Raw genomic sequence first — 22517 nt, forward strand, 5'->3', positions numbered from 1 at the left:
AACGCTTAGCCTGACTAAACCAAGCCTTCGGGTCTCGTCATTGTTCCCGCCCGCCCGCCGCACGAGGCTGAGCGGCATGACGATGACCGAAGTCTCAAGCGCCGCACGGGCGCGCTGGCTCGCCGTGACCACGGTCGCGGTGGGCACGTTCACCGTGGTCACCAGTGAGATGCTGCCCGTCGGGCTGCTGACCTCGATCGCCGACGACCTCGGCGTGTCGCCGGGCACGGCCGGCCTGTCGATGACGGCTCCCGGGCTGGTGGCTGCCGTCGCCGCGCCGGTGCTCGCGTTCACCGCGCGCGGCCTGGACCGGCGGCTGATCTTGATGGGGTTGATGGCGCTGCTCGGCGTGGCGAACGTGGTGGCCGCCGCCGCGCCCGACAACACGGTGATGCTGGCCGCGAGGGTGCTGACGGGCGTGAGCATCGGCGGTTTCTGGGCGTTCGCCGCCGCCCTGGGCGCCCGCCTGGTGCCGGAGCGCTCCGTGGGGAGGGCCACCTCGATCATCTTGGGCGGGGTGTCCGTGGCGTCCGTGCTGGGCGTGCCCGCGGCGACGTTCGTGTCGTCGTTCGCGGGCTGGCGCAGCGCGTTCGCCGCCGCCGGTGCGCTGTCGATCGCGTTGCTCGCGCTGCTGGCGGCGACGCTGCCGCCGTTGCGTCCCGAGGCCGATGATTCTGGGTCTGCCGCTCGGGAGAAGCGCTTGGCGTGGCTTACAGGGCCGCTGGTGCTCGTTCTGGTGCTCACGGCCCTGACCGTCTCGGGGCACTTCGCGGCCTACACCTACGTACGCCCGTTCCTGGAGCAGGTCTCCCAGGCCGGTCCCGCTTTCATCGGCACCGCGCTCCTGCTGTACGGCGTCGCCGGCGTGATCGGCAACTTCGCCTCCGGAGCCCGCGCGGGCAGGAACCCCAGGTCCACGTTCATCGTGCTGGTCGTCCTGATGACCGCCGCCATGCTGGCGCTCGCGCTGACCGGCATGCCGCCCCTGGCCGCGCTGCTCGTCTGGGGCGTCGGCTACGGCGGCGTCGGCGTCGCGCTGCAGCTCTGGCTCATGCGCGAAGGCGGCGGCGAGCGCGGCACGGCGCTCTACGTCAGCGCGTTCAACCTCTCGATCGCGCTCGGCGCCCTCGCCGGCGGCCGGATCACGGACGCGGTGTCCGTGCCCGCCGTGATGTGGACGGGCGCCGCGCTCACCGCGGTCAGCGCGGTCGTCGCTGGCATCTGGGGCAGGAGTAGGACGACCGGTTCATGAAGGGGTCGCGCCTGATGGGCGTGCCGCAGCGGGAGCAGGGCTGGTCGCGGCGGCCGTACACCTCAAGCGAGCGCTCGAAGTAGCCGCTCTCGCCGTTGACGTTGACGTACAGGCTGTCGAACGAGGTGCCGCCCTGCTCCAGCGCCGCGCTCATCACGGTGCGCACCGCCGACACCAGCTCGGCGATCTTGGGCCGGGTGAGCGTCTGCGTCGGACGCGCCCAGTGCAGCTTCGCCATCCACAGGGCCTCGTCGGCGTAGATGTTGCCGACGCCGCTGATCAGCGACTGGTCGAGCAGGGCCCGCTTGATCTCCGTACGCCTTGCCCGCAGCCTGCGCGCGAACTCCGCCTCGTCGAACGCCGGCTCGAACGGGTCGGGCGCGATGTGCGCGATCGGCGCGGGCACGCCCGACACCAGCGGCGTCAGCATGACGTGGCCGAACGTTCTCTGGTCGACGAAGCGCAGGTCGGGGCCGCCGTCCTCGAAGCGCAGGCGCACCCGCAGGTGCTTCTCCGGCGGCTTGCCGGGATCGGCGACGAGGAGCTGGCCGCTCATCCCCAGGTGGGCGAGCAGCGCCTCCTCCGCACCCGACAGCGGCAGCCACAGGTACTTGCCGCGCCGCTCGGCCGACAGCAGCGTGCGGCCCTTGAGGCGGGCGGCGAACTCGTCGGCGCCCGGCACGTGGCGCCTGATCGCACGCGGGTGCAGCACCTCGGCGGCGGCGATCTCGCGCCCGATCACCCATTGCGCGAGGCCCCGCCTGACGACCTCGACCTCCGGCAGCTCAGGCACCTCGGACCCCGCCCTTCGACAGCGGAGGGAACGTAAGTCTCACCCTCCGGACAACATCGGACGCCGCCCCGGCCCTTCCCGGCGCCCTGCTCACGATCACGCGCATCAGGCCCACCATCTTCGAGCAGACCCCTCCTCCGCCGGTAGCCCCTCCCCTGACCGAAACCCCGCCCACGCCACAGGCGTCACGCCCGAAACGCCCTCACAGCCCGTTTCTGCACCGCCGCTCCTGCCGAACGAGCGGCACTCGAGTGCCCAGCGCACGGCCGGGGTTGTGCCAGCGGTACCGCACCACCCTCCGCACCAGACTCACGAGGCGCGAAGTACCGCACATTCACCAGGGGCGGGCGATCCCTGTGCTAGCGCCGCAGCCGCCACGCACCCGCAGGCTGGATCTTCGGCGCCCGACCGCCTACCGATCGGCGAGGCCCGACGGGCGCTTCCGCCACTCGCCTTCCGGCGGCCCGCACGCTGCCCGCCGCCACAAGGACCTCACGTGGCCTGCCCGGCATCGACGCACCGCGCGCCGCCCGCCAAGCGTCACCAGCCGGCAGAAGGTCACGCAAGCCGGGGCCGCCGGCGGGTCGCCGTCAGGCGGTCGGCTGGCTTTCGCGCTGTTCGCGGCGGGCGCGGATGCGGGTCCAGGCCGCCTCGGCCGCCTGCTGCTCGGCCTCCTTCTTGCTGCGGCCGGTGCCCGAGCCGTAGGACTCGCCGCCGACCCGCACCATCGCGGTGAAGGACTTGGCGTGGTCGGGCCCGCTCTCCTCGACGTGGTACTCGGGAACCCCGAGCGCCTCGGAGGCGGTCAGCTCCTGCAGGGAGGTCTTCCAGTCGAGCCCCGCGCCGAGCGAGGCAGAGCGCACGATCAGCGGGTCGAACAGCAGGTGGACGACGCGGAAGGCCTCGTCGAGGCCCTTGTCGACGTAGATGGCGCCGATCAGCGCCTCAAGGGTGTCGGCCAGGATGGACGACTTGTCGCGCCCGCCGGTGCCCTCTTCGCCCCTGCCGAGCCGCAGGAAGCGGCCGAGGCCGAGGCCCCTGGCGACGTCGGCCAGCGCTCGCATGTTGACCACCGCGGCCCGCAGCTTGGCCAGCTGGCCCTCGGGCAGATCGGGGTGGTTGCGGTAAAGCGTGTCGGTGACGACCAGGCCCAGCACCGAGTCGCCCAGGAACTCCAGGCGCTCGTTGGTAGGCAGGCCACCGTTCTCGTACGCGTAGGAGCGGTGCGTCAGCGCCCGCTCGAGAATCGTCGTCTCAAGGGAGACGGAAAGAACTCGCTCCAGCTCGTCTCGGGCGACCTCGACGGCCACCGGCTTAGGACCTGCGCCCACGTGCTTCCTCCTCGGACATCTTCACATGGCGCGCCGACTGCGGAAGATGCCCGAAAACGTGGTGGGCGTCGGGGTAAACGCGTTAGCCCCGGCGTCCACCACGGCCGCGGGCGAACCGCCGCCGCACGCATCTGAGACGTTAACGCCGACCGAGGCACAATGGCACCCGGTCGGCATCACGTCAACTGCCGGCGATCAGGCGGACGGCTCGACGACCTGACGACGGTTGTAGGTGCCGCAGGTGGGGCACGCAATGTGCGGCTGCTTGGGCGACCGGCACTGCGGGCAGCTCACCAGGGCGACAGCAGTCGTCTTCCACTGGGAGCGACGGGCGCGGGTGTTGCTCCGCGACATCTTTCGCTTCGGGACGGCCACGTCACTTCTCCTGATCGTTATCTTTGTCGGTGAACAAACCTTGCAACGACGCCCAGCGAGCGTCGATCTTCTCGTGCCGGTGATCCTCGCCGGCCTCGGCCAGCTTGATTCCGCACTCCGCGCAGAGCCCGGCGCAGTCTTCCCTGCACACAGGGCTCAACGGCAGTGCGAGCACCACCGCGTCGCGAAACGTCGGCTCGAGGTCGAGCAGCTCGCCGTCGAGCAGCGAATCCTCCTCCGAGGCGTCCTCGTCGGAATAGAAGAACAACTCCTGCAGATCGACCCGGATCTCCGAGGAGACCGGATCGAGACACCGCGCGCACTCCCCGGCGAGCGGGGCCTGCGCCGTGCCTGACACGAGCACGCCTTCCATCACTGCCTCGAGCCGGAGATCCAGCTCGACTTCGGCGTCTTTGGGGACACCGATCATGTCGACGCCGAGATCCGCCGGTGCCGGGAGAGCGAGGGTCAACTGCCGCATCGTGCCCGGCCGCTTCCCCAGGTCGTGTGTGGAGATCACCCACGGGGAGCGGGGGTCCAGGTGCTGAGTCATCCTGCTCTCGCTAGGCATGGCGAAAAGCATCGCCGTCGTACAAGGCCGAAAAGTAAGGATAGCAGCTTGCGACTAGCCTCTAAGCCGCTCGATGAGCAGCTTGTGGACGAGGTCGGGCACGAGACCCGAGACGTCACCACCATACCGGGCGATCTCCTTCACCCGGGACGACGACAGGAACGAATACTCGGGATTCGTGGGCATGAACAGCGTCTCGACTCCGGACATCCGGTAGTTGAGCTGCGCCATCTGGAGCTCGTAGTCGAAGTCGCTGACGACTCTGATGCCCTTGACGATGGCGGGGATCTCGTTCTGCCGGCAGAAGTCGACGAGCAGTCCGTGGAACTTCCGCACCTTGACGTTCGGAATGTCCTTGGTCACGGCCTGCAGGATGTCGATGCGTTCATCCACCGTGAACAGGCTGGATTTCTCGACGTTGATGAGGACTGCCACCGTCACCTCGTCGTACAGCCGGGCGGAGCGGCCGATGATGTCGAGGTGACCATTGGTGACGGGGTCGAACGACCCCGGGCAGACTACGCGGCGCAAGACGCCTCCCAGGTCTACGGGTTCCCGGCGGCGCGACCGTACCAAACGGACGCTTCGCCATAACGACGGACCCTCTCCTCAACGTACCCTTTAGGCCACATCAGTGGCCCTCCCCGACTTTCCCTCTCGAACGCCACCAATCCCTCTTCGACCAGCCACCCGTTGTCTCGCAGCAGCTCGAGCACCGTGCGCACGTCGTCATCGGGCAGCGCGTACGGAGGGTCGGCGAAGACGATGTCGTACGGCGTGTCGGCCCGCCTGCCGAGGACCCGCTCCACCTTGTCGGCCACCACCCGGGCCCCGTCGAGACCGAGCGAGGCGACGTTGGCCTTGATCGTGCGCACCGCCTTGGGATCGGACTCCACCAGCACCGCCTCGGCCGCACCCCGCGACAGCGCCTCCAAGCCGATCGCGCCCGAACCCGCATAAAGATCGAGAACGCGGGCCTCGTGCAGGCCGTAGAGGGAGTCCAGCGTCAAGAAGATGCCTTCTCTGGCCCTGTCGCTGGTCGGCCGCGTGCCGCGCCCCGGCGGCACCGCCAGCCGCCGCCCACCCGCCGTGCCTGCGATGATCCGCGTCATGTCCCCCATTGTCCCGCATGTTCATGCAGGTCAAGAGTGGACAAGTGTCGGCCTCGACTACGCAAGGGTGATTCACATCGGGCGGACCGGCCCGCATGATGATGACTGCGGCCTTCAAGGTGACCCACATGAAGGCCGACCGGCGTGATCGTGAGCCCTTCCGCACGCCGGTTCCCTCGGCACCTGACCCGAGGGTGGGCCCAGCCGGGGACGGCATTCGGGGGAGGCCGTCCCCGGCGGCTGGGCCTCACTTCACCGCCACCTCACCCCGGCACCGGCACCCCGCCGGCTTCGGTTTCTCGCCTCACCAGGCACCCGACACGCCCGCTCACCTCGGCTCCCGGCTTCGCTTCCATCAAGCGCCTCACCCACCGGACCTCCGAGCGCCTTGCGCGACGGCACCCAGCCTCCGGCAATGCGACCTGCTCACATCGGCGACAACCGGCCTGACCGCAGCAGCCCGACCGCGCGGTTGATCGACCTCCCACCCCACACACCCGACCGCAGCAGCCCGACCGCGCGGTTGATCGACCTCCCCACCCCACACACCCGACCGCAGCAGCCCGACCGCGCGGTTGATCGACCTCCCCACCTCACGCACCCCGACCACCAGCCACCCGCCGGCCCTCCCGCCCGAGCGCGGCGGCCCTCCTGCGACGAGGTCGCCGACCGGCGAGGCCATCGAGCTGCTCACCGGACACCCCGCCCCACGCACCGGCAACCCACCACGAGCGCCGCAGCAGCACCCCCGGTTGGCCGTTGTCGCGACGCTCAGGCCGCAGGGCCGATCAAATCCGCAACGCCCACGCCACCAGGGCCATCCGGACCCAAGACGCCCAAGCGGATCGACGGCAGGCCGCAGGGCCGGCCATGCGGAGATCGGCAGGGTCGGTCCCTCCAGACGCGACCTCCGCCGAGCAGCGGGACCGGTGTCATGTCTTCTCGAGGTATTCGGCGCGTTCGTCGGCCAGCAGGCGTCCGATCTCCGCGCGCAGCCCCTCGTGCCGCTTCAGCTCCGGGTCGCCGGCCAGCAGCGCCGCCGCCTCCTCACGGGCGGTGGCGATGACCTCCTCGTCGCGCAGCAGCTGCAGCAGCTTCAGCGACGACCGCTTGCCGGACTGCGCCGCCCCCAGGACGTCGCCCTCGCGCCGCTGCTCAAGGTCGACCCGCGACAGCTCGAAGCCGTCGAGCGTGGCCGCCACCGCGTCGAGGCGGGCGCGGGCAGGGGTGCCCTCGGGGAAGTCGGTGACCAGCAGGCAAAGACCGGGCAGCCCGCCCCGGCCGACCCGGCCGCGGAGCTGGTGGAGCTGGGAGACGCCGAAGCGGTCGGCGTCCATGATGATCATGACGGAGGAGTTGGGCACGTCGACGCCGACCTCGATCACCGTGGTGGCGACCAGCACGTCGAGCTCGCCGCGCGTGAAGGCCCGCATGATCGCCTCCTTCTCCTCAGGAGGCAGCTTGCCGTGCAGGGTGCCCACCCGCAGGTCGCTGAACGGCCCCTGGGTGAGCATCTCGGCGACGTCGAGGACCGCGAGCAGCGGCAGGCGCTCGTCGTCGGCCGCCGCCCCCATGTCGCCCTCGTCGCCCTCCAGGTCGCCGATGCGCGGGCACACGATGTACGCCTGCCGCCCCAGCGCCACCTCCTCCCTGACCCGCTGCCAGGTGCGCTCGAGATAGTGGGGCTTCTCGGCGGCCGGCACGACGTGGGTGGTGATCGGGGCGCGGCCGGACGGAAGCTGGGACAGCGTCGAGACCTCAAGGTCGCCGAAGACGGTCATGGCGACCGTACGCGGGATCGGCGTGGCGGTCATGACCAGCACGTGAGGGCGCCCGCCGTCGGCCTTTTCGCGCAGCGCGTCACGCTGCTCGACCCCGAACCGATGCTGCTCGTCCACCACGACCAGCCCCAGGTCGGCGAACTGCACGTGCTCCTGCAGCAGCGCGTGGGTGCCGACGACGATGCCGGCCGTGCCGGAGGCGGCGTCGAGCAGCGCGGAACGCCGGGCGGCGGCCCCCATCGAGCCGGTCAGCAGCGTGACCGCCGTGCCGCCGAACATGCCGCCCTGCGCGAGATCGCCCAGCATCGTGGTGATCGAGCGGTGGTGCTGCTGGGCCAGCACCTCGGTGGGCGCGAGCAGCGCGGCCTGCCCGCCGGCGTCGACCACCTGCAGCATCGCCCGCAGCGCCACCACCGTCTTGCCCGCGCCGACCTCGCCCTGGAGCAGCCGGTGCATCGGATGTTCGCTCGCCAGGTCGGCGGCGATCTCCTCGCCGACCTTCGTCTGCCCCTCGGTCAGCGAGAACGGCAGCCGCTCGTCGAACGCGGCGAGTATGCCGTCGGGACGCCGGGGCCTGGGCTTCGCCGGCAGCGCGGTGGCCGCCTGGCGCCGCTGGAGCAGCACGGCCTGCAGCACGAACGCCTCGTCGAACTTCAGCCTCTTGCGCGCCCGCCCGACGTCGGAGAAATCCTTGGGCCGGTGGATCGCCACCAGCGCGTCGCCGAGGTCCTGCAGGCCGTGGCGGGCTCGCAGCTCGGCGGGCAGCGGGTCGTCGAGCGGCCCCAGCGTGTCGAGCACGACGCCGACGGCCCGCCTGATCGCCCACGGCGTGAGGTCTTTGCCCGCCGGGTAGATCGGCACCGGCGCGGCCGCGAACTCCTCGGCGCTCGCCTCGCTCTCCTCGAACAGCTCGAACTCCGGGTGCGCGAGCTGCCAGCGCGGCCTCGACCGCGCCCCGAACAGGCCCACCTTGCCCGCGAACATACCGCGCCTGCCCGGCTTGAGCCGCGACTCGGCCACGTGGGAGCCCTTGCCGAAGAACGACAGATAGATCTTGTTGCCGTTTCCGTCGACGACCTCGACCTCCAGCCAGGTGCCGCCGCGGTTGCGCATCGGCTTGCGCATGAGCCTGGTCACCTCGCCCACCACGGTGACGTGCTCATCGACCTCCAGCGCGTCGAGCGACGTCAGCTCGCCGCGCTCGGCGTAGCGGCGCGGATAATGGCGCAGCAGGTCGCCGACCGTCTCCAAGCCGAGCACGCTCTTCAGCAGCTTGGCGGTCTTCGGGTCGAGCGCCTTCGTCAAAGGCTCGTCGAAACGACTCACGGCATTCAGTTCTACCGCCTGCGACCGACAGGAATCCCCAGCGACGCGGGGACGCAGCGCCCGTGAAGTCGTAAGGAGCGGGCGGGCAAGCCCCTCGGACACCGGCGGGCACGCCGGTGGATCACTCGACGCCGATGAGGAGCGGGTAGCCGCCCTGCTCGCCGTCGTACACGACCAGGTCCACCTCCGGCCGCGTACGTCCGAGATACCGCTCCACCTCCTCCGCGAGCCCCTTCTCCGCGCCGGCCCCCGTGACCAGCGTGACCAGCTCGCCGCCACCCGCCAGCATGCGATCGACCACCGTGACCGCCACCCCGGCCACCGAGTCGCCGATCACCGCCACGTCCCCGCCGATCAGGCCGAGCACGTCGCCGGGCCTGGCACACCCCCGCGCTGGTGAACGCCTCCCGGTCCGCCACCGTGACGTGCCCGCAGCGGGTGTGACCCGCGGCGTCGGTCATCGCCACCACGTCGTCGTCGAAGCGCCGCAGCGGATCGTGTACGGCCAGCGCGGCCAGCCCTTGCACGGTGGACTCGGTGGGCAGCACGCTGACCGTCACGCCCTCCTCGCGGGCGATCTCGGCGGCAGCGGCGGCGACCGCGCGTACGCCGTCGTCGTTGGGCAGCACCGCGACCTCGCCGCCCGCCTGCCTGATCGCGGCCAGCATCGCGGGGAGCGTGGGCCGGGTGCCGGGCGCGCGCCGCACCACGACCGTGCCGCACTCCTCGAACAGCGCCGCGATCCCGTCGCCCGCCGCGACCGCCACGACGCCGCGCCCGGTGCCGCCGGCGTGGGTGCGTTCGGCCAGGTACGTGATGCGGATCCGGTGCGGCCGCCCCGCCTTGATCCCCGCCTCCACCGCCGGGCCCGCCTCGGGGACGTGGACGTGCACGTTCCACAGCCCGTCGCCGCCCACCACGACCAGCGAGTCGCCCATCGCGTCGAGCTCTTCGCGCAGCTCCGCGACGGCCCGGTCGCCGGCGTCCAGCAGGAACATCACCTCGTAGCCCGCCCCCGCCTCGGTCATCGGCGACACCCGCGAGGACGGCGCGGGCACCTCGTAGTGTCCGCCGGACTCGCCCGCGATCGCCGTGGCCAGCGTCTCCAGCACGATCGCCGCTCCCGCGCCGCCCGCGTCCACCACGCCGCTGCGGGCCAGCACGTCGAGCTGGCCGGGCGTACGGCTGAGCGCCGCCCGCGCCTCCCCCGCCGCCTGCCGCGCCACCTCGGGCAGGTCGCCCTCCACTTCCTGTACGGCCCGCGCCGCCGACTCCAGCACGCTCAGCACCGTGCCCTCGACCGGCCTGGCCACCGCCTCCCTGGCGAGCACCGCCGCCCTCATCAGCCCGGCGCGCAGGTCGGAGCCGTCCTTCAGCACCTCGGCCATGCCGCGCAGCGCCTGGCTGACGATCACTCCCGAGTTGCCGCGCGCGCCCACCGATGCCCCGTACGAGAGCGTCTGCCACACCACGGCGGCGTCCACGTCCTCCGGCAGCGACTCGACGGCCTCGGCCGCGGACAGCATGGTCAGGTGCAGGTTGGTGCCGGTGTCGCCGTCGGCGACCGGGAAGACGTTGAGCGCGTCGATCTCCGACCTGGCCTGGCCCAGCGCGTCGGCGGCCAGGCGGGCCCAGCGTCGTACGGTGGGCGGGTCGAGGATCTTCATGTGGTGCCTCCGACGTACGTCCCCCGACCGACTGCCCTGACAGGTCGGCGGCGAGCGACCGGCCGGGATGGGCCGGGACGTCCGAGCTCACCGCCTGGATGCGCTACGGTTGTGCGAGGAGAATATCGCCGCCCGGGATCCGGTCCAGGTGCTCTGGTTCGCGCCCATCGGCGTGGATCGGATATTCTCATCTGGCTGGCCGGTCGTCCCGGCATGCCCTCCGCCCGGAAAGCATCAGCGGACAGGGCTACATCGACTGTTTTAAAGGAGCGATACCGTGGCTTCCGTCTGCGATGTCTGCCGCAAGGGCCCGACCTTCGGCAACAACGTGTCTCACTCTCACCGCCGCACCCGTCGGCGCTGGAACCCCAACATCCAGACGGTTCGCGCGGTCGTCGGCGGCACGCCGAAGAAGCTGAACGTGTGCACCTCGTGCATCAAGGCGGGCAAGGTCACCCGCTAGTTCACACTTCCGACGAAAGGCCCGCCTCCCGCTTCGGGAGCAGCGGGCCTTCGTCATGCCCGGCCAACGTCAGAGAAACGCATCACGCACGCCGGCGGCGCCGCCGGCCTCACCAGTCGGCGCAGGGTCGGCGCTCCGCCCGGCCCGGCCGGATCGCGGCAGGGCTCACGCGGCCGAGGGTGCCGCGTGCCACACGCCCTTCCTCAGGCTCACGAGCGACGCGTCCCCCACAGCGGTACCGTCCACGGGCGTCGCCTCGACCTGAGGCGGCACCGTCCACGCGCGGCGCGACCTGAGGCGGCACCATCCATGGGCGTCGCCTCGACCTGAGGCGGCACCGTCCACGGCGTCGCCTCAGGCCGTGGACACGTCCTGACAGCGGCGTTTTCCGCCATTCCGGGCAATCGGGTACCCACGGCCGTCCCCACGCGCTCTGTGTGGCGCTGAGACGCGCCCATGACGGCCATCACCCGGTACAGGGGCGCACAGCACAGCCTCTCGGCGACGACCGCGAGGCTGAGGCGACGTCGGCGATGCGCGGAGGAGAGCCGCGACGCGCGCAGTGCGCGGTAGCACCTGTCCACCACTCACCTGAAGGCGCGCAGGGACGATCGCCGCAGACGGCTGCGCGGCGGTCCATCAAGCGGGCGTCACGAACATCAAGCGGGCGTCACGAACCGCCATCAAGCGGGCGTCACGAACCGCGCGAAACGTCCACCCGTCCAAGACGCGCCGACCCCGGCAAGCCCGGGCGGAGAGAGGCTCCGCCCGGGGCGTGGAGGGTCAGCTGATGGCGCACTGGCCGGAGACCATGCCGCAGTTGCGGGCCTTGGCGCCCCTGCCGGTGGCGGTGAAGGACACCTTGACCGAGTCGCCGGCGGCAAGCGTGGTGGACAGGTCGAGGATCAGCAGGTCGCCGTCCTGGGTCCACTGCGCGCCGTCCACCTTCACGACCTTGCCCTCGACCGGCACGGACACGGTCGGGCTCTGCAGCGGCTGCGCGGACTCGTTCGACAGCGTCAGGTTCGCCTGGTACGTCGTCAGCCGCTGCTGGATGGTCTGCTTGACGTTGAGCGCGCCGGTGTTGCCGAACGGCTGCTCGAACCCGAAGTCGTCGCCCACGCCGACGCTGTCGTCGCTGGGCGTCGGGGAGGGCTGGTCCTGCGGGGTGGTGCCGGTGTTGTTGTTGGTGCCGGCGTCGTCGAGCTGGGAGACCTCCTCGCTGGGCTCTTCGGAGGCGGTCTCCTGGATGTCCGGCGACGGCTCGGAGACCGGCTTCTCCTCCTGCTTCTTCGCCCTGGTCCTGGTGGGCGTCGGCGACGGGTCGGCGGTGCGGCGCGGCACCCCGGCGTTCATCGTGGGGGTCGGGGCCGCGGACTTGGAGGGCTCCTCGCTCTCCGTCGGCTCCTCCTCCACCGGCTCTTCCTCGGGCGCGGCCTCGGTCTCCTCCTCGGCGGGCCCGGACTCGGCGGGCGCGGGGCGCTGGTTGGGAGCCTGTACGGCGGCGCACGTCGTGCCCTCGCACTTGGCCGGGTCGCTGGAGCTCATGAACTTGACGCCCGCCACCGTGCCGCCGAGCACGACGGCCACGGCGGCCACGGACAGCAGCGCCACGCGGCCCTTGCCGGCCCCGGAGGGCGCGGCCGCGAGCGCGTCGTCGTCTCCGCCGCCGCCACGGCCCTGCCTGCGGCGGCCACGGCGGCCGCGCGGCTCGTCGTCTTCGTCGGGCCAGCCCGGGTCGGCGCCGAGGAAGGAGGTCTCGGCGTTCGCCCAGGCTGGGGTCGGTGCAGCGGTCGGCTCGCCGGCGACCTTGACGTCGCCGGGCTCGGGCGGGCCGCCGTAGACGGGGCTGGGCCCCGAGGGCGAGTCGAATCTCGCCGTACGGTCGTCCGGCGCTCCATCGAAGGAGGAGCCGAAGGGCTCACGCCGGTCCGCGTCGAACGGCCCTTGCTGGTCGATCGGCCCGTCGAACGTCCTGGTCCGCTCCTCGTACGAGCCCCGCTGGTCGTCGTCGAAGGCGCCGCGCTGGTCCCTCGGCGGGTCGAACAGCCCGCGCTGCTCGGCGGACAGGTCGGACAGTGTGTCACCGCTCTGCGCGTACGAGAGGCCGGGCTGCGTGCTCGTCTGGCCGGGGCCGCCGCCGAAGACGGCCGTCTGGTCGGCGGGGCCGGGAGCGGGCTGGTTCCACTCCGGCGGGCGGGCGAACGCGCCCGTCGTCTCGAACGGCCCGGCCTCATCCGGCCTGGAGTCGCGCCCAGGCTGCTGCGGGTAGGCGCCCGCGGGGTCGTTGCCCGGCGGGAACCCGCCGGGGACGTTGGTCGGCAGCGCGAAGGCCCCGGTGGTCTCGAACGGCTCCGACTGCGTCGCGCGCGGTGGCGGTGCGTCGGTACGCCGCGGCATCGGGGCCCACTGCCCCGTCACCTCGGGCTGGTCCGGCAGCGAGGGCCAGCCCGGCGGCTCGGCCTGCTCGTCAGGACCCCAAAAAGCGCTGTGCCCCCGTTCGTCCCCGTCTTCGGATCCACCTGTGCCGTGGCGGCCCATGGCTGCCCTTTCTTCCCGGTTACAGTGGCCGCCACTCTTCATAACACCTTTGCTACGCCGTTGTCACAGCAATCCCACTAGTCATACCCCAAACCGGGAAAATTTCACGTAAATCAGGACAAGTCGTCACCGAAAGTGATCCCACCCGCGCTGTCCGATTTCTCTCCCGAGCACGCTCACCCCGGAGCCCTCGGTCACCCGGCCCACGATATGCCACGGCTCCGGCAGCCGTACCTCGGCGGGGAAGGCCGCCGCCAGCGCGTGATCCTCGCCACCCGACAGCACCCACTCCAGCGCATCGGCCCCCAGCTCCTTGGCCGCCGCCGCCACCGGCTCGTCCAAGGTGAAGGGGGCGAAGGCGGCGGGATCCAGCTCCACGTGCACGCCGCTCGCCTGCGCGATGTGCCCCAGGTCCTGCAGCAGCCCGTCGCTGACGTCCAGCATGGCGCTCGCGCCCAGCTCGGCCGCCTCGATCCCGCTCTCGTACGGCGGGCACGGGCGCCGATGCCCCGCCACGGCCTCGGCCAGCGCGGGAGCGGCCACCGGAACCCCGGCCGACAGCAGCGCCAGCCCGGCGGCCGAGCGGCCGAGCCGGCCGGCCACCGCCACCACGTGCCCAGGCCGGGCCCCCGACCGGGTGACGGGAGCGCGCCCGCCGAGGTCGCCGAGCGCGGTCACGCCGAGAACGACCAGGTCGCAGCGGGTCACGTCGCCGCCGGCCACGCTCGCGCCCACGGTGGCGCACTCGTCGGCGAACCCGGCGGTCAGCTCGTCCAGCCAGTCCACCGGCAGGTCGGCGGGCAGGCCGAGGCCGACCACGAGGCAGGTGGGACGGGCACCCATGGCCGCGACGTCGGCGAGGTTCTGAGCGGCGGCCTTACGGCCCACGTCATAGCCGCCCGACCAGTCGCGGCGGAAGTGGCGGCCCTCGATCAGCAGGTCCGTCGAGACCGCGACGCGCCCGTCCGGGGCGCCGATGACGGCGGCGTCGTCACCCGGGCCGAGCATCACCGCGTCGCCTTGGGGCAGACGTCCGGTGATGCGTTTTACCACACCGAATTCGCCGAGATCTCCGACTGTGATGACGCACCTCCTGACGCACACAGGGTACGGTGGCCCTTCGGCGTGATCCAATCGCCCGGGAGGACGTGATGGTGCAGGCCTACATCCTTATTCAGACCGAAGTCGGCAAGGCCGCCGCCGTGGCGCGCGAGATCTCCGGCATCCCCGGGGTCACGCGGGCCGAGGACGTGACGGGGCCCTACGACGTGATCGTGCGCGCGGAGGCCAACAACGTCGATGAGCTGGGCAAGCTCGTCGTGGCCCAGATTCAGGCGGTGCAGGGCATCACGCGTACGCTTACGTGTCCGATCGTCCATATCTGACGGCATATCTGACGGAAACATCTGACGAAAACATCTGACGGGCGCGCACGCGCCCCTGTCGCGGAGGTAGTGGTCGTCGCATGCGTGTCGCCGCCGTCCTGCTCGTTCTCCTCGCACTCGCCGGTTGCGGCGGCACGGTGCAGGTCGAGCCGCCCAGGCCCGAGGGCGAGGCGGCGGCGGCCTGCGACCGGCTGGCGCCGCTGGTGCCCGAGACGCTCGACGGCGAGGAGCGCGGCACCTCGGAGCCGGCCTCCCCGTACGTCGCCGTCTGGGGCTCGGGCGTCATCGCGCTGCGCTGCGGCGTGCCGCGGCCGGCGCGCATGGCGCCCACCGACCAGTTGCAGGAGATCGGCGGCGTGGGCTGGTTCTCCGACCCGGACAAGCCCGCGCTGTTCACGGCCGTGACCGACACCGCGTACGTCGAGGTCACGATCGGCGGCGAGCACGTACCGGCCGAGGTGCTCACCGACCTGTCGAAGCCGATCGCGCAGGCCACCGCGCCGGCGGCCTGACCCGAGATCTTCAGCGCAGCCCGGCCCGTCGCTGCAGCGCGAGCTGGATGAGCCGGTCGACCAGCTCCGGGTACGACAGCCCTGAGGCGGCCCAGAGCTGCGGCGCCACCGACAGCGACGTGAACCCCGGCATGGTGTTGATCTCGTTGAAGATGAGCTTGCCGTCGGGGGTGTAGAAGAAGTCGACCCGGGCGAGCCCCTCGCAGTCGAGCGCCTCGAACGCCCGCACCGCCATCGCCCGCAGCTCCTCGGTGGTCTCCGGCGGGATGTCGGCGGGCACCGTGAGCGACATCTGGTCGGGGTAGTACTTCGCCTCGAAGTCGAAGAACTCCTGCCCGCCCTCGACCTTCACCTCGCCGGGCAGCGACGCGGCCGCTCGCTCGTCGCCCAGCGACTGCAGCACCGCGCACTCGATCTCGCGGCCGGCGATCGCCGCCTCGATGAGCACCTTGGGGTCGTGCTCCCTGGCGAACTCGACGGCCTCCTCCAGCTCGGCGCGGTCGTGCGCCTTGGAGATGCCCTGGGACGAGCCGGCCCTGGCGGGCTTGACGAAGACCGGGTAGCCGAGCTCCTCGGCCTCCTTGAGCACGGCCTCGCGGTTGAGCCGCCAGTCGCGGTCGCGTACGACGACGTAGCGGCCGATCGGCAGGCCCGCCGCGGCCATCACGGTCTTCATGTACGCCTTGTCCATGCCGACGGCGCTGGCCAGCACGCCGGAGCCGACGTAGCGGACGCCCGCCATCTCGAGCAAGCCCTGGATGGTGCCGTCCTCGGCGAACGGACCGTGCATCACGGGGAACACCACGTCGACCGTGCCGAGCTCGACCGGGATGCTGCCCTGGTCGTACGCCACGAGACTGCCGCCGCCGCCCGAGGGCAGCGCGAGCGCCGCACCTGAGGTGTCGACGACCGGCAGCTCGCCGGACTCGATGGCGAACCGCTGGTCGGAAGCGGCCAGCACCCACCTGCCGTCCTGGGCGATCCCGATCGGGATCACCTCGTACTTGGTCCTGTCGATCGCCTCCAGCACGCTGCCCGCGCCCATCAGGGACACGGCGTGCTCGGAATTGCGACCTCCGAAAACGACGGCGACGCGTGGCTTGCTCATGGTGTCCGAATCTACCGGGGTGTACCGGTCACAGCGAGCCGAGCACGCCGTATTCAGGTCATCTCACAACCCGTATCGTTCCGGCTTCGGTGAGCGCGACATCAGCAGCATGCCCGCCTCGGCCGGAGACATGCCGTCGTGCACGACTCCGACGACGACCTCCGTGATCGGCATCTCCACGTCGTGCTTCCTCGCCAGCTCCAGCACCGACTCGCACGACTTGACGCCCTCGGCGGTCTGCTTGGTGGCGGCGACGACCTCCTCCAGCGTCATGCCGCGCCCGAGGTTCTCGCCGAACGTGCGGTTGCGCGACAGCGGGGAGGTGCAGGTGGCGACCAGGTCGCCCATGCCGGCCAGGCCGGCGAAGGTGTGGGGGTCGGCTCCGAGCGCCGCGCCGAGCCGGGAGATCTCGGCCAGGCCGCGCGTGATGAGCATGGCGCTGACGTTGTCGCCCATGCCCATGCCCGCGGAGACGCCGACGGCGAGCGCGATGACGTTCTTCACCGCGCCGCCCAGCTCGACGCCGACGACGTCGGGGTTGGTGTACGGCCGGAACCACGGCGGCAGGTGGCAGATCGCCTGCAGCCGCTCGGCCACGCTCTCGTCGGTGCAGGCCACCACGGTCGCGGCGGGCTGGCGGTGGGCGATCTCCTGGGCGAGATTGGGCCCGGAGACGACGGCGACCCGCTCGCCGGGCACCTCGGCGACCTCGCGGATCACCTCGCTCATCCGCTTGGTGGTGCCCAGCTCGATGCCCTTCATCAGGCTGACCAGCACCGCGCGCGGCGGGATGTACGGTTTCCACGCCGTGAGGTTGGGCCGAAGCTGCTGTGACGGCACCGCGAGCACCACGAAGTCGGCGCCCGCCAGCGCACGCTCGGGGTCGGTGGTGGCCCGCAGGGAGGGCGGCAGCGGCACGCCGGGCAGGTAGTCGGGGTTGGCGTGGTCGCGGTCGATGGCCTCGACCAGCTCCTTCCTGCGGCCCCACAGCGTGACCTCGTTGCCCGCCTCCGCCAGGATCATCGCGAACGTGGTGCCCCACGAACCCGTGCCGAACACGGCTGCCTTCGTCATGCGCTCACCGCCTCGACGGGTCGTAGGGGGTATCGGGGGCCTTCTCGCCGCGCAGCTCGGCGAGCTGCGCGGTGACCGCGGCCATGATGTCGGCCGTGGCCGCGCGCAGCACGTCGGCGCGCAACGGCTTGCCCTCGTACTTCGACAGGTCCACCGGCGGGCCCACGCTCACGTGGAACGTCTTGCGCGGGAACAGCCTGGGCCGCTTCGAGCCGTACGGCAGCAGCTCGTGTGCGCCCCAGTGGGCCACGGGGATGACCGGGGCGCCGCTTTGCAGCGCGAGCCTGGCCGCGCCGGTCTTGCCGACCATCGGCCACAGGTCGGGATCGCGGGTGCAGGTGCCCTCGGGGTAGAAGAGGATCGCGCACCCGTTGGCCAGCCGCTCCTCTGAGATCCGCAGCGACTTGGCGGCCTCGCTGCTGCCCCGCTCGACGGGGATGGCGAGCAGCGAGGAGATGGCCCGGCCGAGGAACGGCACCTTGAACAGCCCCGACTTGGCCAGAATGACCGGCCAGCGGCCGTGGTTGTACAGGAAGTGCGACAGCAGCACGGGATCGGTCCACGACAGGTGGTTCGCCGCGATGATCACGCCGCCGGTCCTCGGGATGCGGTCGCCGTTGCGCCAGTCCTTCTTGACCAGGAGCCAGGACAGTGGTTTCACCACGACGACTGCCAGGGTCTCCCAGAAACGCGGTGGTCTCGTGGGGCGGCTCATGGTCTTCCTCCAACACGTACGGGATGCGCCCCAAGTCTCCCGGTTGGCCGCGCGGGCTGTCGAGGCGCGATGCTTACCCTATGAGCATCCGCTGGTCCCTGGTGATTCCGGTGAAGACGCTGGTCGCGGCGAAGACCCGGCTGGCGGCCGCGACGGGGCCCCATCGCACGCGGCTGGCCGTGGCCGTGGCCTGCGACACCGTGGCCGCCGCGCTGGCCTGCCCGCCGGTCGCGCGGGTCATCGTGGTGACGGCCGATCCCGCCGCCGCGGGGCCGCTGGCCGCGCTGGGCGCCGATGTGGTGCCGGATCCCGACCGGGGGCTGAACACCGCCCTGCGCACGGGCGCCGCGCACGCCGTACGCGTCGCGCCCGATGACGCGGTGGGCGCGCTCCAGGCCGACCTGCCCGCGCTGCGCCCGGCCGAGCTGGCGGTGGCGCTGGAGGCGGCGGCCGAGTTCGACCAGGCGTTCGTGCCCGACGCGCTCGACGTCGGCACCACGTTCTACGGGGTACGGCCGGGGCAGCCGTTCACGCCGAGGTTCGGCGGCGAGTCGCGGGCCAAGCACCTGGCGGTCGGGGCCAAGGAGCTGTGCGTGCCGGGGATCGACTCCGTGCGCCGCGACGTGGACACCCCCGACGACCTGCGCGCCGCCATCCGGCTGGGCCTCGGGCGGCACACGGCCGCCGTGGTCGCCGAGCTGTGGCCGGACGCCGGTCTGGACCCCGCCTGAATCCCTCGGCTCCTCGGGCGGCGGGCCGGCGCTTAAGCTGGTGGCGTGCAGGCGACCGTACGCAGTTTCGACCAGGCCACCCGTTCCGGCACGGTCTTCCTCGACGACGGTGCCGTGCTCCCGTTCGGCACGGCCGCGTTCGACGCGGGCCCGCTGCGGCTGCTCCGCTCCGGCCAGCGGGTCAATCTCGGCATGAGGGACGGCGAGATCACCTACATCACGCTGTCCACGTTCCCGGTGCCGGAGGCCTTCACGTCCTGACGCGCCGGCCCGTCCGCAGGTCCGTCTCAAGGCGTCCGGACACGCGGACGCCCGGGCCGCGTGGCCCGGGCGTTCAGCGGTCCGCTGTATTTACTTCTTCTTGCCGATTTTCTTGCCGCCCTCGTTCACCAGTTCTTTGAAATCGGAACCGGGACGGAACTTGGGCGCCCAGCTCTCCGGCACGTTGATTTCCGCGCCGGTGGACGGATTGCGCGCCGTGCGGGCGGGCTTGTTCACCATCTCGAACGCGCCGAAGCCCGTGATCGAGACCTTGTCGCCGCCGGCCACGGCCTTCTGGATGGTGTCGATGACCGCGTTGACGGCCTCCGTGGCCGTCTTCCTGTCGCCCACCCGATCCGCGATGGCCTCGACGAGTTCTCGCTTGTTCATGAAAGTCCTGCTCCCCCAGTTACGGCTCGGGGTTCCAGCTCACGAGTTCGACGTAGAAACCCCTTACGGGCTCTGAAAGTAGGCGGGATCGCGTATGAACTCAATCACCGAGCGGGTTTTCTTCACTACGTGGCGTGTCGAAAGCCTCGTCAAGGGCGCGCAGAAACGCGTCGAGGCGCATCGCGGCCCTTTCCCGGTCGTGCTTGGCCAGGTCGCAGATCGCGAGATAGCGGCGCGCGAGGCGTTCCCTGCGGTCGGCGGGCAGCATGCGGACGCGGCGGTGCGCATCGCGCAACCGCCGCGCCAGTTCGTCGTCGTCTAGACGGTCGTCGGCAGCCATGGCTGCCGACCATTCTCGTACGCCGCCACTTCGCTCTCGTGACGCAGGGTCAGGCCGATGTCGTCGAGACCCTCCATCAGCCGCCAGCGGGTGTAGTCGTCGATCTCGAACGGGACCGTCTGGCCGCCCCAGCGGACCTGGCGTTCGACCAGGTCGACGGTCACCTCCAGCTTCGGGTCTGCCTCGACGGCGGCCTGCAGCTCCTCGACCTTCTCGCCCGGCAGGACAACCGGGAGCAGGCCCATCTTGGTGGCGTTGTTGCGGAAGATGTCGCCGAAGCGGGCCGAGATCACGACGCGGAACCCGTACTGCTGCAGCGCCCACACGGCGTGCTCGCGCGAGGAGCCGGTGCCGAAGTCGGGGCCGGAGACCAGGATCGAGCCGCCCTCGTAGGCGGGGTTGTTGAGCACGAAATCGGGGTCCTCGCGCCAGGCGGCGAACAGCCCCTTCTCGAAGCCGGTGCGGCTGACCTGCTTGAGCCAGACGGCCGGGATGATCTGGTCGGTGTCGACGTTGCTGCGGCGCAGCGGCACCGCCGTACCGGTGTGGGTGGTGAAGGCTTCCATGGAACGTGGTCTCCCTTACAGGTCGGCGGGTGCGGTGAGGCGGCCGGTGACGGCGGTCGCGGCGGCGACCTGCGGCGACACCAGGTGAGTGCGGCCACCCTTGCCCTGGCGGCCCTCGAAGTTGCGGTTGGAGGTGGAGGCGCTGCGCTCGCCCGGCTTGAGCGTGTCGGGGTTCATGCCGAGGCACATCGAGCAGCCGGCCGCGCGCCACTCGGCGCCCGCGGCCTGGAAGATCTCGTGCAGGCCCTCCTCCTCGGCCTGCTTCTTGACCATCATCGAGCCGGGCACGACCAGCGTGCGGGTCTTGACCTTGCGGCCCTTGAGGATCTCGGCGGCGGAGCGGAGGTCCTCGATGCGGCCGTTGGTGCACGAGCCGACGAACACGGTGTCGACCACGATGTCGCGCAGCGGCGTGCCGGCGGTGAGCCCCATGTACTCCAGGGCCCGCTCGGCGGCGGCGCGCTCGACCGGGTCGGAGAAGCTCTCCGGCGAGGGGACGGACTCGCCCAGCGGCAGGCCCTGACCGGGGTTGGTGCCCCACGTGACGTACGGGGTCAGCGTGGAGGCGTCGATCTCCACGACCTTGTCGAAGACGGCGTCCTCATCGGTGCACAGCGACTTCCAGTACTCGACCGCCTGGTCCCACAGCTCGCCCTTCGGCGCGTGGGGGCGGCCTTTCAGGTACGCGAACGTGGTCTCGTCGGGGGCGATCATGCCGGCCCGCGCGCCCGCCTCGATCGACATGTTGCAGATGGTCATGCGGCCCTCCATGGAGAGCTTGCGCACGGCCTCGCCGCGGTACTCCACGATGTGGCCCTGGCCGCCGCCGGTGCCGATCTTGGCGATGATGGCCAGGATCAGGTCCTTGGCGGTGACGCCGACGGGCAGCTCGCCGCTGACCTCGATGGCCATCGTCTTGGGCCGGTAGGCGGGCAGCGTCTGCGTGGCGAGCACGTGCTCGACCTCGGAGGTGCCGATGCCGAACGCGATCGCGCCGAACGCGCCGTGCGTGGAGGTGTGAGAGTCGCCACACACGATGGTCATGCCGGGCTGGGTGAGCCCGAACTGGGGGCCGATGATGTGGACCACGCCCTGGCCGTCGTCGCCCATCGGATGGAGCCGGATGCCGAACTCGGCGGCGTTCTTGCGCAGGGTCTCCACCTGCGTCTTGGACACCGGGTCGGCGATGGGGCCGAGCACGGTCGGCACGTTGTGGTCCTCGGTGGCGATGGTGAGATCGGGCCGTCGCACCTTGCGCCCGGCGAGCCTGAGCCCGTCGAACGCCTGCGGACTGGTCACCTCGTGGATGAGGTGCAGGTCGATATAGAGCAGGTCCGGTTCGCCCTCCGCACGACGGACTACGTGCTGCTCCCAGACCTTCTCGGCCAGTGTGCGGCCCATGATCTCCTCCTTGAGAATCTCCGACTTGCTTTCTCATATGTCGAGACTGCAGTATCGGTGTATGGACAACTCTAGCGGAGTCGGAGTACTCGACAAGGCGGTTCTTGTACTCAATGCCCTTGAAGCGGGACCCGCTTCACTGGCCCAGCTCGTCCAGGCCACCGGTCTGGCCCGCCCCACTGCCCACCGGCTGGCCGTCGCTCTTGAGCACCACCGCATCGTGAGCCGCGACACGCAGGGACGGTTCGTCCTCGGACCGAGGCTGTCGGAGTTGTCCACCGCCGCCGGCGAGGACCGGCTGCTCGCGGTCGCGGGACCCATATTGATGCAGCTTCGTGACCTGACCGGGGAGAGCGCGCAGCTCTACCGGCGCCAGGGCGACGAGCGCGTGTGCGTGGCCGCCGCCGAGCGGGCCAGCGGCCTGCGCGACACGGTGCCCGTCGGGTCCGCGTTGCCCATGACGGCGGGCTCGGCGGCGCAGATCCTGCTGGCGTGGGAGGAGCCCGACCGGCTGCACCGCGGTCTGCGCGGCGCCAAGTTCACCGCGGCGACCCTGGCCTCCGTACGCCGCCGCGGGTGGGCGCACAGCGTCGGCGAGCGTGAGCAGGGTGTGGCGAGCGTCTCGGCGCCGATAAGGGGCGCGGGCGGCAAGGTGATCGCGGCGGTGTCGGTCTCGGGGCCCATCGAGCGGCTGACGAGGGCGCCCGGCAGGCTCCACGCGGTGCCGGTCATGGCCGCCGCCGAGCGGATCACCGAGGCCATGCGCCGCTCATCATGATCCGTGAAAGGCGGTATTTCGGGAGCCGACAGCCTCGCGGGCGC

General features: G+C 71.2%; 24 protein-coding genes and 1 pseudogene. 7 read left to right on the forward strand and 18 right to left on the reverse strand.

What is annotated here, in order from left to right:
* The first annotated feature begins 76 nt into the window (after positions 1-76).
* On the forward strand, positions 77-1252 hold the full coding sequence (locus ACFMQL_RS07105) for an MFS transporter (RefSeq protein WP_378784997.1): 1176 nt from the start codon (positions 77-79) through the stop codon (positions 1250-1252).
* Here ACFMQL_RS07105 and mutM read toward each other — a convergent pair.
* From mutM to ACFMQL_RS07150, 9 genes and pseudogenes are all read right to left on the reverse strand, one after another.
* Complete coding sequence (mutM, locus tag ACFMQL_RS07110; protein ID WP_364058875.1) at positions 1200-2045, reverse strand: bifunctional DNA-formamidopyrimidine glycosylase/DNA-(apurinic or apyrimidinic site) lyase; 846 nt, start codon at positions 2043-2045, stop codon at positions 1200-1202. The genes ACFMQL_RS07105 and mutM overlap by 53 nt on opposite strands.
* 590 nt (positions 2046-2635) lie before the next feature.
* Positions 2636-3376, reverse strand: coding sequence for a ribonuclease III (rnc, locus tag ACFMQL_RS07115; protein ID WP_378784998.1), 741 nt, complete (start codon positions 3374-3376; stop codon positions 2636-2638).
* A 195-nt stretch (positions 3377-3571) separates the two neighbouring features.
* Positions 3572-3751, reverse strand: coding sequence for a 50S ribosomal protein L32 (gene rpmF, locus ACFMQL_RS07120; RefSeq protein ID WP_082535183.1), 180 nt, complete (start codon positions 3749-3751; stop codon positions 3572-3574).
* A 1-nt stretch (position 3752) separates the two neighbouring features.
* Entirely contained in the window at positions 3753-4304 is a 552-nt protein-coding gene (locus ACFMQL_RS07125) for a YceD family protein (RefSeq protein ID WP_364058879.1), read from the reverse strand.
* Between the two features lie 72 nt (positions 4305-4376).
* Positions 4377-4853 (reverse strand): pantetheine-phosphate adenylyltransferase, encoded by a 477-nt coding sequence (gene coaD, locus ACFMQL_RS07130; protein ID WP_364058882.1) that lies wholly within the window; start codon positions 4851-4853, stop codon positions 4377-4379.
* Positions 4854-4867: 14 nt separating this feature from the next.
* Positions 4868-5434: a 16S rRNA (guanine(966)-N(2))-methyltransferase RsmD gene (gene rsmD / locus ACFMQL_RS07135; protein ID WP_364058885.1), complete on the reverse strand. Its 567-nt coding sequence runs from the start codon at positions 5432-5434 to the stop codon at positions 4868-4870.
* A 932-nt stretch (positions 5435-6366) separates the two neighbouring features.
* Positions 6367-8541: an ATP-dependent DNA helicase RecG gene (gene recG, locus ACFMQL_RS07140; protein ID WP_378785000.1), complete on the reverse strand. Its 2175-nt coding sequence runs from the start codon at positions 8539-8541 to the stop codon at positions 6367-6369.
* A 121-nt stretch (positions 8542-8662) separates the two neighbouring features.
* Positions 8663-8908 (reverse strand): hypothetical protein, encoded by a 246-nt coding sequence (locus tag ACFMQL_RS07145; protein ID WP_378790143.1) that lies wholly within the window; start codon positions 8906-8908, stop codon positions 8663-8665.
* A gap of 70 nt (positions 8909-8978) precedes the next feature.
* Positions 8979-10208: pseudogene (locus tag ACFMQL_RS07150) on the reverse strand (DAK2 domain-containing protein); the annotation flags it as partial.
* Between the two features lie 277 nt (positions 10209-10485).
* Between ACFMQL_RS07150 and rpmB the strand changes: the two are divergent.
* Complete coding sequence (gene rpmB / locus ACFMQL_RS07155; protein WP_043618345.1) at positions 10486-10671, forward strand: 50S ribosomal protein L28; 186 nt, start codon at positions 10486-10488, stop codon at positions 10669-10671.
* A gap of 783 nt (positions 10672-11454) precedes the next feature.
* Here the strand turns inward: rpmB and ACFMQL_RS07160 are convergent.
* Together ACFMQL_RS07160 and ACFMQL_RS07165 are read right to left on the reverse strand one after the other, a co-directional pair.
* On the reverse strand, positions 11455-13071 hold the full coding sequence (locus tag ACFMQL_RS07160; RefSeq protein ID WP_364058897.1) for a hypothetical protein: 1617 nt from the start codon (positions 13069-13071) through the stop codon (positions 11455-11457).
* A 267-nt stretch (positions 13072-13338) separates the two neighbouring features.
* Positions 13339-14316, reverse strand: coding sequence for a thiamine-phosphate kinase (locus ACFMQL_RS07165; protein ID WP_364058900.1), 978 nt, complete (start codon positions 14314-14316; stop codon positions 13339-13341).
* A 47-nt stretch (positions 14317-14363) separates the two neighbouring features.
* Here ACFMQL_RS07165 and ACFMQL_RS07170 point away from each other — a divergent pair, with 47 nt between their 5' ends.
* Entirely contained in the window at positions 14364-14597 is a 234-nt protein-coding gene (locus ACFMQL_RS07170; protein WP_364058903.1) for an Lrp/AsnC ligand binding domain-containing protein, read from the forward strand.
* Between the two features lie 80 nt (positions 14598-14677).
* Positions 14678-15109: a DUF3515 family protein gene (locus tag ACFMQL_RS07175; RefSeq protein WP_378785001.1), complete on the forward strand. Its 432-nt coding sequence runs from the start codon at positions 14678-14680 to the stop codon at positions 15107-15109.
* A gap of 10 nt (positions 15110-15119) precedes the next feature.
* Here ACFMQL_RS07175 and ACFMQL_RS07180 read toward each other — a convergent pair whose 3' ends face one another.
* The 3 genes from ACFMQL_RS07180 to ACFMQL_RS07190 form a co-directional block, all read right to left on the reverse strand.
* Positions 15120-16217, reverse strand: coding sequence for a D-alanine--D-alanine ligase family protein (locus ACFMQL_RS07180; RefSeq protein ID WP_378785002.1), 1098 nt, complete (start codon positions 16215-16217; stop codon positions 15120-15122).
* A gap of 63 nt (positions 16218-16280) precedes the next feature.
* Positions 16281-17291 (reverse strand): NAD(P)H-dependent glycerol-3-phosphate dehydrogenase, encoded by a 1011-nt coding sequence (locus ACFMQL_RS07185; RefSeq protein ID WP_364058912.1) that lies wholly within the window; start codon positions 17289-17291, stop codon positions 16281-16283.
* A 4-nt stretch (positions 17292-17295) separates the two neighbouring features.
* On the reverse strand, positions 17296-17955 hold the full coding sequence (locus ACFMQL_RS07190) for a lysophospholipid acyltransferase family protein (RefSeq protein WP_364058915.1): 660 nt from the start codon (positions 17953-17955) through the stop codon (positions 17296-17298).
* A gap of 131 nt (positions 17956-18086) precedes the next feature.
* On the opposite strand from ACFMQL_RS07190, the gene cofC reads away from it, so the two are divergent.
* Together cofC and ACFMQL_RS07200 are read left to right on the forward strand one after the other, a co-directional pair.
* Positions 18087-18737 carry a 2-phospho-L-lactate guanylyltransferase gene (gene cofC, locus ACFMQL_RS07195; protein ID WP_364058918.1) on the forward strand — a complete coding sequence of 217 codons (651 nt, stop codon included), beginning with the start codon at positions 18087-18089 and terminating at the stop codon, positions 18735-18737.
* Positions 18738-18782: 45 nt separating this feature from the next.
* Positions 18783-18998, forward strand: coding sequence for a hypothetical protein (locus ACFMQL_RS07200; RefSeq protein ID WP_364058921.1), 216 nt, complete (start codon positions 18783-18785; stop codon positions 18996-18998).
* 90 nt (positions 18999-19088) lie between these two features.
* Here ACFMQL_RS07200 and ACFMQL_RS07205 read toward each other — a convergent pair whose 3' ends face one another.
* The 4 genes from ACFMQL_RS07205 to leuC all read right to left on the reverse strand — a co-directional run bounded on the left by ACFMQL_RS07205 (position 19089) and on the right by leuC (position 21695).
* A complete protein-coding gene (locus ACFMQL_RS07205; RefSeq protein ID WP_364058924.1) occupies positions 19089-19388 on the reverse strand; it encodes an HU family DNA-binding protein in 300 nt (99 codons plus the stop codon).
* 100 nt (positions 19389-19488) lie between these two features.
* Positions 19489-19728 carry a hypothetical protein gene (locus tag ACFMQL_RS07210; RefSeq protein ID WP_364058927.1) on the reverse strand — a complete coding sequence of 80 codons (240 nt, stop codon included), beginning with the start codon at positions 19726-19728 and terminating at the stop codon, positions 19489-19491.
* Positions 19707-20294 carry a 3-isopropylmalate dehydratase small subunit gene (gene leuD, locus ACFMQL_RS07215; RefSeq protein WP_364058930.1) on the reverse strand — a complete coding sequence of 196 codons (588 nt, stop codon included), beginning with the start codon at positions 20292-20294 and terminating at the stop codon, positions 19707-19709. Before leuD ends, ACFMQL_RS07210 begins: the two co-directional genes overlap by 22 nt.
* A 15-nt stretch (positions 20295-20309) precedes the next feature.
* Positions 20310-21695: a 3-isopropylmalate dehydratase large subunit gene (gene leuC, locus ACFMQL_RS07220; RefSeq protein WP_364058933.1), complete on the reverse strand. Its 1386-nt coding sequence runs from the start codon at positions 21693-21695 to the stop codon at positions 20310-20312.
* A gap of 61 nt (positions 21696-21756) precedes the next feature.
* Between leuC and ACFMQL_RS07225 the strand changes: the two genes are divergently transcribed.
* On the forward strand, positions 21757-22473 hold the full coding sequence (locus tag ACFMQL_RS07225) for an IclR family transcriptional regulator (protein WP_364058936.1): 717 nt from the start codon (positions 21757-21759) through the stop codon (positions 22471-22473).
* Positions 22474-22517: the final 44 nt, after the last annotated feature.

Source organism: Nonomuraea fastidiosa (assembly GCF_042751225.1).
GTDB lineage: Bacteria > Actinomycetota > Actinomycetes > Streptosporangiales > Streptosporangiaceae > Nonomuraea > Nonomuraea fastidiosa.